General features: G+C 68.3%; 13 protein-coding genes. 2 read left to right on the top strand and 11 right to left on the bottom strand.

All coding sequences use genetic code 11. The features are described 5' to 3' along the window. Nucleotides 1-32: 32 nt before the first annotated feature. Together ACFWPS_RS20835 and ACFWPS_RS20830 are read right to left on the bottom strand one after the other, a co-directional pair. Nucleotides 33-2,123 carry a HEAT repeat domain-containing protein gene (locus ACFWPS_RS20835; protein WP_383707168.1) on the bottom strand — a complete coding sequence of 697 codons (2,091 nt, stop codon included), beginning with the start codon at nucleotides 2,121-2,123 and terminating at the stop codon, nucleotides 33-35. 532 nt (nucleotides 2,124-2,655) lie between these two features. Then, nucleotides 2,656-3,420, bottom strand: coding sequence for a hypothetical protein (locus ACFWPS_RS20830; protein ID WP_383707166.1), 765 nt, complete (start codon nucleotides 3,418-3,420; stop codon nucleotides 2,656-2,658). A 286-nt stretch (nucleotides 3,421-3,706) separates the two neighbouring features. Here ACFWPS_RS20830 and ACFWPS_RS20825 point away from each other — a divergent pair, with 286 nt between their 5' ends. Then, nucleotides 3,707-4,684 carry a hypothetical protein gene (locus ACFWPS_RS20825; RefSeq protein ID WP_383707165.1) on the top strand — a complete coding sequence of 326 codons (978 nt, stop codon included), beginning with the start codon at nucleotides 3,707-3,709 and terminating at the stop codon, nucleotides 4,682-4,684. A 101-nt stretch (nucleotides 4,685-4,785) separates the two neighbouring features. Here ACFWPS_RS20825 and ACFWPS_RS20820 read toward each other — a convergent pair whose 3' ends face one another. From ACFWPS_RS20820 to ACFWPS_RS20785, 8 genes are all read right to left on the bottom strand, one after another. Beyond that, nucleotides 4,786-5,484: a hypothetical protein gene (locus tag ACFWPS_RS20820; RefSeq protein ID WP_383707163.1), complete on the bottom strand. Its 699-nt coding sequence runs from the start codon at nucleotides 5,482-5,484 to the stop codon at nucleotides 4,786-4,788. A gap of 37 nt (nucleotides 5,485-5,521) precedes the next feature. Further along, the gene (locus tag ACFWPS_RS20815) at nucleotides 5,522-7,027 is read right to left on the bottom strand and encodes an ATP-binding protein (RefSeq protein ID WP_383707161.1); all 1,506 of its coding nucleotides are present in this window, start codon (nucleotides 7,025-7,027) and stop codon (nucleotides 5,522-5,524) included. 27 nt (nucleotides 7,028-7,054) lie between these two features. Next, nucleotides 7,055-7,507, bottom strand: a complete 453-nt coding sequence (locus ACFWPS_RS20810) for a DUF6238 family protein (protein ID WP_383707159.1) — start codon at nucleotides 7,505-7,507, stop codon at nucleotides 7,055-7,057. Nucleotides 7,508-7,540: 33 nt separating this feature from the next. Beyond that, nucleotides 7,541-9,007, bottom strand: coding sequence for an SCO6880 family protein (locus tag ACFWPS_RS20805; protein WP_383707157.1), 1,467 nt, complete (start codon nucleotides 9,005-9,007; stop codon nucleotides 7,541-7,543). 136 nt (nucleotides 9,008-9,143) lie between these two features. Continuing rightward, nucleotides 9,144-10,553: an ATP-binding protein gene (locus ACFWPS_RS20800; RefSeq protein WP_383707155.1), complete on the bottom strand. Its 1,410-nt coding sequence runs from the start codon at nucleotides 10,551-10,553 to the stop codon at nucleotides 9,144-9,146. A gap of 27 nt (nucleotides 10,554-10,580) precedes the next feature. Then, the gene (locus ACFWPS_RS20795) at nucleotides 10,581-11,261 is read right to left on the bottom strand and encodes a hypothetical protein (RefSeq protein ID WP_383707153.1); all 681 of its coding nucleotides are present in this window, start codon (nucleotides 11,259-11,261) and stop codon (nucleotides 10,581-10,583) included. After that, nucleotides 11,261-11,569: a DUF6112 family protein gene (locus tag ACFWPS_RS20790; RefSeq protein WP_383707151.1), complete on the bottom strand. Its 309-nt coding sequence runs from the start codon at nucleotides 11,567-11,569 to the stop codon at nucleotides 11,261-11,263. Before ACFWPS_RS20790 ends, ACFWPS_RS20795 begins: the two co-directional genes overlap by 1 nt. A gap of 91 nt (nucleotides 11,570-11,660) precedes the next feature. Beyond that, nucleotides 11,661-12,806: a C40 family peptidase gene (locus ACFWPS_RS20785; protein ID WP_383707149.1), complete on the bottom strand. Its 1,146-nt coding sequence runs from the start codon at nucleotides 12,804-12,806 to the stop codon at nucleotides 11,661-11,663. A gap of 576 nt (nucleotides 12,807-13,382) precedes the next feature. On the opposite strand from ACFWPS_RS20785, the gene ACFWPS_RS20780 reads away from it, so the two are divergent. Continuing rightward, the gene (locus ACFWPS_RS20780; protein ID WP_383707147.1) at nucleotides 13,383-14,129 is read left to right on the top strand and encodes a DNA-methyltransferase; all 747 of its coding nucleotides are present in this window, start codon (nucleotides 13,383-13,385) and stop codon (nucleotides 14,127-14,129) included. Nucleotides 14,130-14,225: 96 nt separating this feature from the next. On the opposite strand, the gene ACFWPS_RS20775 is transcribed toward ACFWPS_RS20780, so the two are convergent. Further along, nucleotides 14,226-15,161, bottom strand: coding sequence for a DUF5655 domain-containing protein (locus tag ACFWPS_RS20775; RefSeq protein ID WP_383707145.1), 936 nt, complete (start codon nucleotides 15,159-15,161; stop codon nucleotides 14,226-14,228). Nucleotides 15,162-15,169 lie beyond the last annotated feature (8 nt).

Raw genomic sequence — 15,169 nt, 5'->3', positions numbered from 1 at the left:
TGCTGCCGCTTTAGAAGAAGCGGCGCAGAGTGTCACCAGCCCAGGGTCGGATCGGGGAGGAACCTACGGCGAACACGCTTGCCGATGCGAACAACTCGAACGTTTGGTAGTTCAGCCCATGTCTCGTGGACAGAAGTGATGACGAACTGGCAGCCCTGGGCGACAAGCTCGTTGATCGGCTCGAAAATTTGGTTGCGGGCTTGGCGATCAATAGATAGCGCAAAATCGTCGATTAGGAACAGGCGATTCCTTCCCTTCATGTCGTCCAGCAGGGAAATCCACTGCTTGACCCTACTTTCCACGCCGGACACTTTCGGGTCAGAAGGGCTTCGGTCGATATGGCCGTCGTCTAGATAATAGGTGGCTTCTGGTGTACGCCGCGCGTTCCACACCACCTCAAGATCTCTGGCCAATTGAATACTCACGGAACCAGTGTGGCGAGGCGATGGAATTGTGACGGCCTTCGGGGCCAGTGACGCCAAGGCGGTTAGCATGACTGTTTTACCTACGGCGTTGTCGCCCACCATCAGAGTCACGCCGCTATCGAATTCGATGCCTCGACGCAGAGTGTCAAACAAGGGGAGGGGTTGGAGTTCGGTGTAGTCGGGACGTACTCGCATGGCGACAAGGAGGCTGTTGCTCCGTTCGGCTCCTTCTGGTCTTTCAGTATCGGGATTCTGATACGCCGCCATTCCTTGTTGAACTGCCCAGCGTACGGTCGCCGCCGTGTCGTGTCCCAAGGCGCGGAGGGTGGTGTGGGCGACTGCATCGTCCGACCAGCTGTCAACTAGACTTTCTGCAACGGTCATACGGACACGCGGACTGTCGTCCTGTGCAAGCGCCCGGACGGCGTCGCGGGCGGCCGTGTCGCCCGCCCACCCTTGGGCCAGTCCCTCTACGGCGGTTTCTCGAACATCGGGACCGTTGTCGTGGGTGAGGTCGATGAGGGCGTCGCGGGCAGCCGTGTCGCCCGCCCATTTGGCTGCCAGAAACCATGCCGTCGTGAGTCGGATGGCCAACTGCTCATCGTGGGCTAGCCGGACGAGAACATCGCGAGTGTCGGGGTGCACGGGCCAATTTTTGAGAAGCGTACGGAGAGCAGTTCCGCGGGTTTTGGCATCCCTGAGTCGAGTCGCAGACACCAGAATGGCCAGTTCATCGTCCGGCTGTAGGGGGGTGTCGTCCGTGACGCTGTGCTGCAATTCTCGGGTAGTACGCTCTTCCGTCTCGTTGTATTGCTGAATTTTCCTCAAGGCGTTGGCGATGTCCGTGAGTGCGGGTTGAGTCAATGAGTCGTTCGGTAGGATCTGCTGAGATGGTAGTGCGGGGCCGTCGGGAAATGAGGTTGTATTCGTGAAATCGGCATGTATGGCCAAGCGTTGCGAGGTTTCATGCGCTTGATCCCAGAGAGTCTCTAGCAGGCGACGTCGTTGATTGGCTTGGTCGAATTGAGCCTCTGCAGCAATCTTGTACGACCTCGCCTTGGTTCTCCGTAGTTCCGCCAACTCCTGAGGGCTTGAGTCTTCGGTGCCACGCGGCGACCGAGCGAGTTGAGTATCAAGGTCCACGATAATGTCCCGTAGTGCACTGATGATCTTTAGGAGCATTCCCATCAATGCCTGAGTATCGCTCAAGGCCCATCGGAGTCTGTCCTCGGTTCGTTGAGCCCGTTCCAGATTAAGTTGCATCTGGAGGGCGGCAACAGTCATCTCCGTGGGTACGTGTGGTGGCGAGGTCAAACTAGCTGTACGGCGATTTCGTTGGCTTCGGTGAGCAGTAGCCAGAAGGTCTTCTGCACGTCGGCATAGTTCTCGGTGCTTCTCGGGTCGGATTCCAGAAGTGCGACTTGTCATCTCCAGAAATATCCTGAGAAAGCGTTTTGATGGCAGGGAGGCCATACCTTTGTAGAGTCGGTCGAGGTGCGACTTAGAAAAGCTCATCTCGCTCATCAGGTCAGCTGGGGCATCCGCTCCGTCTGCGATTCTCGCCGCCTCTTGGTCGGCAAGCTCCTGAAAGCGTTCCGCAACGTCGCGCGTGCGCAGGCCAGCCAAGTTGGCTTGCATCTGTAGGAACTCGCCAAGTGAAACGGCAGGTTCAGGTCCGTGTCCTGCGGATCCGGTCATGTCCGACCTCCCACGGCTTCGTGTCCCAGCGTCCCGGAAGTGTCCCAGGGATGTCCTTGGGGCACAGCCACACATCGTGTCGCGCCCCCATCGAATGCGGTGACGCACCTCAGGTTGTCCCTGATCGCCCCTGCGCTCGTTGGGGACATCAAGCACGCTCCGCATTCTTTCCACTGTGGCTGACGGAACCCAGGTTTGCCACGACTAGTTGAGGAGCGGGACGAAGACTATGCCTGTAGACAAGTTTCCGCAGACGTTGAGCGACGCCTGTGCCAGTCAGATCAGCACCTTTCAGGACCTGCTACTTGCATCGGTGCCGGAGTTCACCGGTGGACTCTCGACGGCTCTGGTCATCTCAGTGGTGACGTGGAGCGTTCGGAAGCGACGTCGGCGCCGTGTAGCAGCGGTGCTGGCCAGGAGCGATCAGCGGAGCTGATACATCGCAGAGGGAGTCCTTTCTTCAGGCCGGCCGGACTCCCTCTGTGCGCCGCATGCCAGCGACCATGTGAGGCCCTTCCTTACGGGAGTTGGATCAGCGGTCGCGGGAGTACGCGATGCCAGGGTCGACCGGCCGGACCGCCGCTGCGGGGGCGAAGTGGGTCGGGACCGGTGCCTTGCCCGGGAGGCTGGCGCGGGCGGGGCTGGCGGCGAGCGCGGTCGCGCTGATCGGAGATGGACGAGGGGTGCCCTGGCCGCGTTCACGGGACGCGGCCGGTACGGGAGCATGGCGAGCGCGGGCTGCTACGTCCTGAGCGAGGCGGGGCTGCACTGCGACCTGGACGCCGGACTGGTGCAGGGCCAGCGTGGCGCTGGCGACCTTACCCAGGGCCTCGTCCCGGTCGGTGGTGACGGGCAACGTGTAGATGTCCAGGCTTGAGTTGTGCCGCCAGCCATAGTCCACCAGGGCGAGTCCTGTGAGACCGGAGGCGCGGTCGTCGATGGCCGCGACGATGCCGAGCTGAGGATGTTCTGCGAAGGCGACGTCGGGTTCCGCGAGGGGGCCCCGGTCGCGAAGGGGCGCTGCTGCCGGTACTGGCGAGGGATCGAGCGAGGCATCCACGTCGATCCGGTAGCCGGCCCTGCGCAGCAGTTCGACTGCTCGGATCGTACGGCGCTGTCCGTCACGCTTCTGGTCGGCCAGCGCGTACAACGTCGGCTGGTCGGAGACCGGGTGGAAATCGAACCCCTTCAACATCCACTTGCTGGCTGAGAGGTTCTGCGGGACCGCGGCGACGATGCCATGGACGGGGTGGTGGCCGAAGGCCAGATCGGGCAACCGGTCGTCGTGGTTGGGCATGGCTGATCCATCCGTGGTGGGGTCGGTCGCAGGACTGGGCGAGGGATGAATCGCTTCCTCTGGTGCAATACACGAAGGGCTCCAAGACGGTGGTGGTCAGCGACCGGGGACGGACGAGGGGACGTACGGTCGGCAGCGCGCTACTCGCGGACGATTCCGCCGGCAGACCGGCCGGGAGCGAGTACTGCTCGGCCGACGGCGAAGGGGCAAGAGCGGCGCTCACCCGGGACGATGCAGAGGGCGAGGGGAAAGCCCTGCTCGCCTGTGCCTTACCGGGGTGGACGGTGTGGCGATCGGCCAAGTCGTTGCGTATTACCTGGAGCCTGATCGCGCAGGAGTCCAGGTCCTCGGCGATGAGACGCAGGTGGTTCGCGTAGTGGTGGTCGGCTGTTTCGCCGAACCCCTCCCACCAGTCGGCCGTCGCGTCGAGGATCTCGGCGACCCGCTGAAGAACGCCGTCACCGGGAGCGGTCAGCTCGCTCAGCGGGGCGATCGCCTCGCTCGTGTGCGTGGCCGCCTGGACAGACCTGGCCAGGTGCCCGAGACGGTCGCCGAGGCCTATCTCGTGACTCCGTGTAACAGGGATGCCGGGATCGAGGAGGGCAGGGTCGCCGGCGAGGTGGAAGCCTTCGGCCTGCAGTATGTCGAAGGCCCGGGTCACAGCCTGACGCTGTTCTGCCCGGTCGGTCATAGCCGAGGGCAGTCGGTAGTAGCGGGCACCGTCGACCCCTACTGCAGGGACGAATCCTGCGCGGTAGAGCACAGCGTCGGCGGCGCGCTCCTCGGCGGATCGTTCGTGCTCCTGGCGCGGCGGCACGCTAAGCCGGTCCAAGTGGGCGTCGACGGCGGTGAGCAGATTCGGGACGCTGCCGCCGTACCGGGCATCTGGGCCGTCGGGCTCCGAGTCGTAGACCACCTCGTACACCGCGGGCTCGGCGGACCGGTGACGGGTCACCATCCAGCTCTCGGGGGACTCGGGGTGCTCGGAGGGCGGTTCCTGCGGTGGCGAGATGATCAGCGAACTCCCGTCTGGAAGGTCGGCGTGGACGATGTAGTCGCTGAGGCCGTACTCGACGGTGCACTTCAGGCCGCGCTGACGGAGGGCAGTGGTGAGGGTGGCGTACCGGTGGGCCTGTTCGGAGGCCGCAAGCGGGAAGGACGACGTGCTGATCCAGGCGAGGACGCGCGAGCCTTCCTGCTCGAAGGTGATGAGGGCGTTGTCGGGGTGCATGGCGTCTTTCCGTTGCCGGACGCCCTGGCCTGACAGCTTGGGCCGCAGGCGTGTGGGGCTGGGAGGGGTGCGGTGATCTGTGGGGATCCGTCGATCGGTCGGTTTGGCGCTGCCGCGACTCGGTGCTAATGGCATCAGCGGGAACGGCCGGGAGTTGGCGGATTCGATGCCGAAGGGACGGCAGACGAAGCGGGCGGGACGCTGCGGGTGCCATGAGCGGACCTGGTGAGGGCCACGCGTGCACGTTCGGTCTGCGAGGGCCGTTCGGCGTCCGCTCGGTCGGCCAGGTACTCGCCGGCCCGGACCAGCGCTGGGCCTTGGTAGGACAGCTCGTCCGCGTAGTGCCAGCCCTCGGTATTGCGGTGCTCCTCCGCGCGCTCCTGATAGAGCTGGAGCGAGCCCGGCTGCGAGCCGTCCATCAGCGCCATGATCTGGTCCCACTCATGTCGGAGAGCCTCGGCTCGGACCAGGGTGGTGTCGATCCCGCGCAGTCGGCGCAGGTCGTCGCTGATCGGCCCCTGGACGTAGTCGGGGCCGGTGGCGGCGGCGCGGACCCCGGCCAGTACCTCCGGCGCATGGTCGAGGAACACCTCGGCGTGCTTCCACGCCTCGGCGTCGCGCTTGACCTTGCCGTCCGCGTAGACGTCCTCGTCGAGGGGCCAGCTGTCCGCGTCGCAGAGGGAGTCCGAGACCGCGTCCCACGCGTTGGACGCCTCATGGATGCCGGCGGCGGCCGAGGCCAGTGCCGGGAGGTGCCGCCGCCACGCCAACGGGTCGGTGCCCTCCGACGGCTGGATGTCGCCGGAGGCGGGAGAAGTGGAGGAAGCAGACATGATCGATCCTTTTTCCCGTGCTGTTCGTTGGGTTGGGCTAGGCCGCCATGCGGGCGTCGGTGTCGAACAACTGGCGCTCGGCCGGGTGCAGGATGTGCTGGGTGATGAAGGAGCGGCCGGCGACCTTCCACAGGCCCCGGCCCTTGGTCAGGGCGGACACCGCTTGGGTTTCGATGCCAGTCAGGCCGAGCAGGGACGCGGCGGCGGCGAGCTGGTCGGGCTCCTGGCGGTAGATGATGCGGGTGGAGCAGTCGGCCAGGAGTCCCTCGGCCAGAACTCGACCGCGCGAGCCGGCGTCGCCCGCCGAGAGCAGGTCCGACAGCCGGTGGATGACCATCAAGTTCGCGATGCCCAGGCCCCTGGAGAGCTTCCACTGCGACTGCATCCGCTCCAAGAGGCCGACGTGCCGCATCAACCTCCAGGCCTCGTCGTAGATCACCCAGCGTCGGCCGCCGTCGGGGTCGGCGAGGGCGGACTCCATCCACGCGCTCGCGCACGTCATCGCGAGGACCAACGCCGTGTCGTCGCCGGAGCCGCCGAGACGGGAGAGATCGATGGACAGCATCGGTGCGGTCGGGTCGAAGGACACCGTCGAAGGGGCGTCGAACATACCGTTGAGGTCGCCGTGCACGAGGCGGCGTAGGGCGTGCGCGAGGTCCTGGGCGGCCGACCCCAGGTGTCCTGCCTGGTGGCCGAGGGCCCGGTCGAGGTGCTCGGGGGAGCCGAGGGTGTGCGCGATCTCGCCGAGCAGTGGCACCGTGCCACGGGCGGCCGCCGCGGCGACGACCAGGTCCAATGCGAGGTCCAGTGCGGTGTGCTCCATGGGAAGCAGATCGCGCTTGAGCACCGTGCGCGCCAGGCCGGCCAGGAGCAGCAGGCGGCGCTTTCGCACCTCCGTCGTCCAGTCCTCCTCGCTGACGGAGGCCGGTCGGACCGGGGCGTCCAACGGGTTCAACCTGCCCGGGAGCCCCGGGCCCAGCGCGATGCTGTAGCCGCCGAGAGCCTGTGCGACGTCGGTCCACTCGCCCTTGGGATCGCACGGGATGTAGATGCGGTACCCGTGGGCAATGGACCGGGTGGCGATGGACTTCGCCAGGGCCGACTTGCCCATGCCGATGATCCCGGCGAGGACTGCGTTGGGGTTGGTGAAGCCCTCGATCCGGCCGCTGCTGTAGAGCGAGAACGGGTCGAAGCAGAAGGCGGCTTCGGCGTGGACATCGCGGCCGATGAACACTCCCTCCGCTCCCAGGCCCCCCTCGGCCACGAAGGGGTAGGCCCCCGAGGCCGTGGCGGTGGTCATCCGGTGGGCGGGCAGACCGAGCTTGCCGCCCCGGGCAGAGGCCGGACCAGGGCGACCGGCCAGCGGGTAGGTGGGCCGCAGCTCCGGGTCGAGGGTCTGCTCGGCCCGGTGCTTTGGCGGGGTTCCGGCGAGGCGGGCCTGGCGGCGGGCCTCGGCGAACGCGACTCGGGCGGCCCTCTGTTCGGTGCGTGACGCCTTGCGGGGCACGAACAGGGGGGTGGCGCTGGCACGGGTGCGGGACATAAACGCTTCTCCAGACAGGGTGGTGGTTCAGCGGCGGACGAGACCGGTGAAGGGTGTGTGCAGGTCGGCCGGGGTGGTGCGGCGCCGCACCAGGTGCGCCGTGCGCTGGTGGCGCTGGCAGATGGTCAGCTCCGGCGCGCCTTCGGGCAGGCCGGCCCGGCACGCCTCGGGTTCGGGTACCTCGCCGGTGTCCTGCCGGGGCGCCGCGTGGTAGGCGGCGTGGAGATGCTCGGCGGCCTGCCAGACGCGGGTACGGGCGGTGCGGAGCTGGTCGCCCTCGGCCGCGACGAGCTGCCCGGTACGACCGGCGTGGGCGTCAAGCAATCCGTAGAGCGAGACCAGGTGAGCGTGAAGGGCGTCCAGCTCAGCGCGGGTGGTGACCAGCGGGCCGCCCGGGACGTTGAGTGCACGGTGGAAATCGAGTGCCGCGGTGGCGAACGGCACGAAGTCCTGTGCGGTCGGGCTGGCAGTGCGGGACATGAGGGGGCTCTTTCGAAGGGAAGGGTGCCGGCGTCAGGCGGCGAGCGCGAGGGGCAGGGCGGCGGCGGTGAACGCCTCGGCCTGCTGCCAGGTCAGCGGTCGGAGATCGAGCTGGGCACCGACGGCCGCGGTCTCCACCACCGCGCAGGCGGTGCGCAGTTCGTCCTCGGAGTCCGCCGAGACGGTCAGCAGCCCGGTCAGGGCGACATCGGCGTGCCCGGCGATGAGCTGGCGCTCGCGCGCCTTGATGTCCTGGTACTCGATCGAGTCCGCCTCGGAATCGACCTGGCCGCGTCGGGCCCGCTCGGCGGCGTCAGCGATCACGCTGGCCTTCTTGCGCTGGACGTCCCGCAGGGCGGCGTCCAGTCCCTTGGGCTCGTAGGAGAGTGACAGCGTGCGCCGGACCCCGCCGGTGAACAGGAGCTGGTGCAGGAAGCCGGCCGACGTCTCGGTGCGGGGCCAGTTCTCCACCCAGTAGGTGGCGTGGACGGCCGAGTCGGTCGCGATGTGATCCGCCTTCTCCACGACGACGACGGGTCCGGCTGCGGCGGGCTCGGCCTCGGGACGGCCAACGATGGACCACCGGTCCAGCGTCGCCAGCGCCTTCGGGTCGTAGGCGGTGCGCACCACGGCGGCGATCTCACGAGCGGTGAGCCAGCCGGTCGGGGTGAGTCCGGCGGTTCGTGCGGCCTGGTCGAAGGTGGAGGTGAGCTGCGCCAGGACACTGAAAGCACCGGTGAGGCCGCCCCCGGCCTGGTTGATCAGGCGCCGCGCAGCCTTGGTGTCCAGGGACACCGCGACGTACGCCTCGTGCGGGGCGGCCGCCGGGCCAGCGCTCTGGATCAGCTCGTTGTAGATCGTGCCGGCCATGGGGGCGCCGGGCTGGCCGTGCTCTTCCCAGTAACGGCGAAGCGCGTCACCGGAGTCGGGGATGGTGCGCTCGATCACCTGGATGCGGGCGATGTGCCCGGTGCGGGCAAGTGCGGCCAGCGTGCGTCCCCAGCCGCCTACATTGGCCTGCTGGGTGCCCGGGTCGAGCAGGGCGTAGGCACGGGAGGAGACCTTGACCACTGCGTTCAGCGTGCCGGTGTGGGGATTGTGGACCGCACCGTAGCTGCCGTCGGGAGCGGTGGCCACGCGCAGGTTGGCAGCGCTGCCGGGCAGGTGGAGAAGTCCTTCGCGGGTGGGCCGGCGGGACGGCCGGGTCAGCCAGACGAGCTGGCCGCGCATCCGGCGCAGGGCGTAGCGGGCGACGATCGGAGCCCAGTCCGCCAGGGCCCGGCCTCGGTGGCGGACGAAGACGATGAGGGCGATGGCCGCCCACAGTGGGATGAGCTGGAGAGCGCCGACCACACCTCGGGTGAGGATCACGGCGAGAAGGAGAAGGCCGGTCAGACCGGTGACGATCAACTGCGGGACGGTCAGGCCGAGCAGGACGCCGCGCCTGCTGCGGTGGGGGAACTTCACGGTGGGGGTGGAGGGCTGGTGCCTGCCGGACATGGTGGTTCCAAACGGTGGGAGCGGGCGGAAGACGGGGGCACGGCGCTCTTCTGGACGTCACGGTGCAACCTTCCTGCTGGTCGGGGGAGGCGGGGGCGGGCCATGGAGTGCGGCTCGCCCCCGGAGATGTGGTGGGTCAGGAATCCGACGGTGGTTGGGTGGGGTACACCCAGTTGGTCGGCGTCGGAGAGCCGGCGGCCGACGGTCCGGACGCAGACGCCGGGCTACCGGAGGCCGAAGGCACGGGACCGACAGGCGGCATGGACGTCATGGCACCGCCCGGGGCCGATGCGCCGGCGAGATGACCGGTGCCGCCCGCACCGCCTTGGACGGTCACCCCGGACCCTTCCGGTTCGTCCCCGCCGGGACGCGTGACCAGCGGCGGGATCCCCGGACGCTGGATCAGGGCCCGGCCCTTGTCGCCGCTGGCGTTCGGGTCCTCGCCGTACCGGAAGCGGGTCTGCGGCTTGGGCGGGCCGGCGTCGATGCCCTCCTTGCTGAGGTTGCCGCCGGAGGGGTTGATGCCGGAGGCGACGCCGTCGATCCCCGCACCGGGGACCTGATTCGGACCCGCCGGGGCGGGGGCGCCGGTGCCGGCTCGCAGGGCGAGGCTGCCCGCGGTCTTCGCCGCTCCGGCGGCGACCGCCATGCCGGCGACGCCGGTGCGGTGCATGTCGTCGTGTCCGCCGCCGTCGCTGGCCCAGTGGACGAACTTGTACGTCGCGTACGGGCAGAGCAGCACCAGGACCATCACGACGATGCCGGCCATCGCGTCGGACAGGGCCGCCATCCCGTCGCTGGCGTCGCTCTTGCCCATGGCGGAGACGCCGATGAGGAAGACGACGGTCATCAGGAGCTTGGAGACGATCAGGGTGCCGGTCGCTTCGATCCAGCCGCGCCGCCACCGCTTGGCGACCTCCCAGCCGCCGCCGGCCCCGGCGAACACGGCGAGCGCGACCATGATCAGGACGCCGACCTTGCGGGCGACCATCACGCCCCAGTAGAGGAAGGCGCCGATCGCGCACCCGAAGGCGACCAGGGCGGAGACGCCCCAGCCGAGGTTGAACATCGCGCCGAACTCGTTGACCTTGACCACGCGGCGGATCGCGTCGTCGATCGAGGTGTTGGCCGCTTGGAACAGTCCATCGGACAACGCGTCGACCACGGTGATGGCGACGGTGGTGAAGGCGATGGCGGAGAAGCTGAACAAGACGCCGGTCATGGTGCCGAACGCCGCCTGGGCGAGTGCGCGTTCGTCACGACGCCAGGCCGCGGTCATGAGCTGGATGCAGAAGATGCCGACAGTCAGGGCGAGGCCGATGGGCAGCAGCAGCTCGTAGTTGTCCCGGAACCATCCGGCGTTGAGGTCGATGGCCGTCGTCTTGTTGACGGCCTGCGCGGCAAGGTCCGCCGCGCTGGACGCCAGTTCACCCGCCGACTTCGCGATCCACGCCCCGAGACCGTCGGTGACGGCGCCGGCGGGGTTGGTGGCGAAGTCGACGGTGTCGCAGACCTTGTCCATCAGCGGGAAGTCGCAGACTCCCATGGGTCGTACCTCCTTCCGAGACGGGGGTCAGGGCGCGACGGACGGCAGGACGCCGACCAGGGCGCAGGGGCGGTCGGGTCGGCACTGGACCGCGAGGGTGGCGGAACGGCTCTCCGCACCGCCGGCGGGTGAGCCCTTCCAGGCGATCGACTGCTTGCCGGAGACCGTGACGGCGTAGATGTACGCCTGGGTGATCGCCCCAGGGTCGGCCTGGAGGGCCTGGGTGAAGGCTTGCGGGAAGTGCGCCTCGTTCACCTTGGCGGTGGCGAACTGGCCGTTGGCGGCCATCTCCCTCCACAGCACGGGCGAGGGGACCACCTTGTCGACGGAGGCCGGGTCGGCGTACTTCGACTCCTTGGTCAGCCAGCCCCGCAGCGCCTTCCGCAACTCGGGTTGCGAGTACGCGCGGGTGTCATACGACCACAGCACTGCGGCCGCTGCCTTCCCGTACTTGATCGGGTCCCGGGTCTCCGGCGGGACGGGAAGGGCACGGGACCCGGTGTGCGGGCGGGACGGCGCCGCGGGCGAGGAGGACGCCGTGGGCGAACTCGATGGTGCAGCGGCAGCGCCGGAGGGGCTCCGGCCGTCGCGGGTGAGGTACGCGGCCAGGCCGGCAAGGGCGACGAGCACCGCCAGGACGACGGTTCCGAGGAGCGCCCGGCGGCGCACGCGAGATGCGCCGCCGGGGTGGGGGGAGTGCTGAGCCATCAGTGGACCTGCGTCCCGAGCGTCGAGAAGAAGGTCACCACGCCGTTGGCCGCACCGAGTAGAAGGGCCGCGCCGGCGCTCACCAGCACGCCCTTCTTCCCGTTCGCCTCGGCCTGGTGGCCGCCGGAGTGGTGGCCCCAGGCCCACACACCCGCGCTGACGGCGAGGGCACCGACCACGGCGATGAGCCCGAAGAGGTTGATCGAGCCCATCACCTCCTTGAGGACAGACAGACCCGGCAGACCACCCTCGTTCGGCCTGATCCCGGGATCGTAGGCGAGCTGTATGACCTGGTCAGCGAGATACATGGGGAACTCCAGTTTGATTTAGTGCACGTCAAAGCTCGGGAGAGCGAAGCGGCGGTGCGAGAAGAGGGAAGGGAGGGAGGGGGAGCGCCGGTCAGACGACTCGGCGGGCCGCGAGAATCCGCGATTTCCAGGACGCGAGGGTCGTGATCCGCACCACGTCACCGGTGTGTGGGGCGTGGACGACCAGGCCATGCCCGATCGCCATCCCGACGTGCTCGGGCACGGCGGCCGTCCCTTCGGTGAAGAGGAGATCTCCCGGCCGGAGGGCGTCGACCGATACGGCCTTGCCCTCCTTGACCTGCGTGTAGGTGGTACGCGACACGGTTACCCCGGCGGCCTTGTACGCCTGCTGCATCAGGGACGAGCAGTCGCAGCCGCCCATCGCGTCCTTGCCGTGGGAGTCGGTGCAGCTCCCGCCCCACTGGTACGACGTGCCCAGCTGACCCAACGCCCACCGGATCGCCGTCTTTACCTTCGTTGGAGCAGTGTCGGGAATCTTGTAGTCGGCCGGCAGCGCGCCTGCCGGGATGGTGCCGAAGCCCGTCCCGTCCCCGTCCGCTGAACAGTCGCCCGCGGTACTGAGCGACTGAGCGCTGGCGTCGGTCGAGCCGGACGGCGAAGGACTCGGCGACGGGCCGCCGGCCTTCTGCAGCAGGGGCGCAATCGCCTCTTGCAGGGCGGTGGCCAGCGGTTCCCACTTGGCGTACGCCTCGGGGAAGCCCGACTTCTGTACTGCCTGCGCGGCCTGGGCAATGGACAGGGACTGCCAGCCGGAGACCTTCTCGAGCCCCTCGTAGAACTTGGTGCTGGCGTGCACCGGGTCGAGGATCTCGTTCGCCGTGCCCCAGCCCTGCGACGGCCGTTGCTGGAACAGGCCCAGGCTGTCGCGGTCGCCGTAAGTCAGGTTCCGCAGGCCGCTTTCTTGCAGAGCGGTCGCCAGGGCCACGATCTGCCCCCGAGCGGGGATGTTCATCGCGACGCCCGTGGCCTGGATCGTCTTGGCGTTGGGCACCTGATCGGCCGCCTCGTCCAGGCCCGGTACGGAGACCGAGCCCTTGCCGCCTCCGGCCAGGATGGCCTTCACCTGCTTGGCGACAGAGGAGGCATCCACACCCCGTGCATCGCTGGTCGGGCAAGAGGCCGAGGCAGTCCCGGCGCTGATGGCGAGGATCGGAAGGGCCAGCAGCAGCGGGCCCGTCGCGCAGAGACCGAGGAGGCCTCCGGTCGTCTTCTTCACCTCCGCCGCCGTTCACCGAGACGGCGGTGCCGGCCAGGTGGCGGCGGGTCGGGGCGCGGGTCTATCAGGGCATGCTGCATCGCAGCGGCTCCTTGTGTTGGCAGGAGGCGCGGCGCCGACTTCTCGTGCAAAGCCGTCGGCACCGCGCCGATGTGTATCCGCCTCTCGGGCGGGCCCGGGTGAGAGGAGTTGGTAGCTCCCGGACGCCGTTTTCAGATCCGTGCGGCAGCCAGCCGCACTCGTAATCTCAGACAGGTCACCGAGACCTCCGAACGGCGCTCGCGGATACATGGGCAACGTGCCGTCGATGCCGCTCGGTTGGACGAGACAACATGGATACACGCAGGTCAACGGGGGTAGAGCAAGCCTCCTGCCCGGTGACACGGTGAGACAGTAGACCGGGATTCCGGCCGCGCCAAACGACTCCCGTCCGGGAGTTCGTAGCGGGGGACACCTCGTTGGGTGCGGCCGGAATTCGCCGTTACGGTCCGGTACGACCTCGCCCGAGATGAACGCCGTTGAGCGCTGTCCGGAGCAGGTCCAGATCCGCGCCGTGCCCGAAGAGAGGCCCTCCCTATGAGCTACACGCTGCACCGAGGCGACGCCCTAACTGTCCTGAAGTCCCTCCCCGACGAAAGCGTCCACGCGGTGATCACCGATCCCCCGTACAACTCCGGCGGACGCACGAGCTCGGACCGCACCGGCCGCACCGCGCGGGCCAAGTACGTCACCGGCAACAGCGCCCACGACCTCGCCAACTTCCCTGGCGAGAACCGCGATCAGCGCTCCTACCGCTCCTGGCTGACCGAGCTGCTGACAGAGGCGTATCGGGCCTCGGCTGAGCACGCCGTGGTCATGGTCTTCTCCGATTGGCGCCAGGAACCGACGACGACCGACGCGCTGCAGATGGCGGGGTGGACCTGGAGCGGCACGATCCCGTGGATCAAGCCCGCCAGCCGGCCCCGCAAGGGCGGGCCCAAGCAGGACTCCGAGTTCATCCTCTGGGGCGTCAAGGGCTCCCTGGACAACACCCGTGACCTCTACCTGCCCGGCCACTACATCGCTTCCCAGCCCCGCAAGGGCCGGGTCCACATCACCCAGAAGCCGGTCGAGGTCATGCGACAGCTCGTCCAGGTCTGCCCCGAAGGCGGCGTCGTCCTCGACCCGTTCACCGGCAGCGGCTCCACGGGGGTCGCGGCCTTGCGCGAGGGACGCCGCTTCGTGGGCATCGAGCTCTCCGCGCACTACGCCGACGTCGCCGAACAGCGGCTGCGCGCCGAGCTGACGAAGAACGACTTCGAGCTGGCCGGACCGGAGGCATGAGCATGAGAGCGGAGAGCCCGGGGCCGGCGGCCCGCAGACGCCGAAGGGCGGCCGGCGCATCGAGAAGCCGATGCACCAGCCGCCCTTCCCGTTGCGTCAGGCCGCTTCGAACGCCCGCCGGATGAGCGGCGCCACCTTCTCCAGGTCGGCCGCCGAGACGACCCGTACCTCCAGGTCTCCGGTCCCCAGGTGCCCGATGCCGCGCATATCCCGGGTGAAGCCCTCCTCCAGCTCGACAGAGTCCGGGTCGAGTCTGAGATACACGAGGATCGCCTCGTGCTTCGGACGGAAGATCACCGAAGCCACGTTCACCAGCCGCCGGTAGGCGATGTAGTGCCGCAGCGCCGCGACCTCGACCTCGCCCCACGCTGTGAGCGCCTCATCCAACTCCCCGTACAGGCCTCGCAGACACTCGGGAACGCGGCTGGCACCTGTGGGCGAAGGAACCACTGGTACCGCCGAAGCGCCGTCGACCACCGCGTCCCGGCCCCGATTCCGCCTGGTGGGAGCGGTGCTCGGCGAGCCGGGTGAGGAGTCGACGAGCAGCAGGCTCAACAGGCCGCCCTCGAAGACCCGATAGCGCACTAGGTCGATCCGCTCGGGCAGCCACTGCACGGCCACGCGATCGTGGTGGGAGAAGCCAGCCGCGATGCAGACCATCCGCGGTCGACGCCAGTCGATCGACTCGGAGGCCTCGCCGCCAAGCACCTTCCGGACCAACGCCTCGAACTCGTGTTGCGCCGAGCGCAGCCAGGACAGATACGAGACGGCCTGCGACAGCACCCCGCTGTCGGAGCCCTTCTTGAACTCGATCACCACCGGGCTGCCGTTCTCGTCCAGCCCCAGAGTGTCGATCCGCCCTCGGTGCCAAGGACCGGTCGCGTACTCCGACGCCACGAACCGGATGCCCAGCATCTGCTCCAGGCCAGCCTCGACCCGCCGCTGCAGCTCCACCTCCAGCGCCACCGTCGAGCCGGACAGCTCGACGTCCCGCCCGTCCGAGTCCTGCCGGAACAACATCAGTTCGGCCACCAGCGCCC

This window comes from Streptomyces sp. NPDC058457 (assembly GCF_042720695.1).
GTDB lineage: Bacteria > Actinomycetota > Actinomycetes > Streptomycetales > Streptomycetaceae > Streptomyces.
Note: the sequence above shows the minus strand (reverse complement) of the source record. Positions and strands in the feature narration are given on the sequence as shown.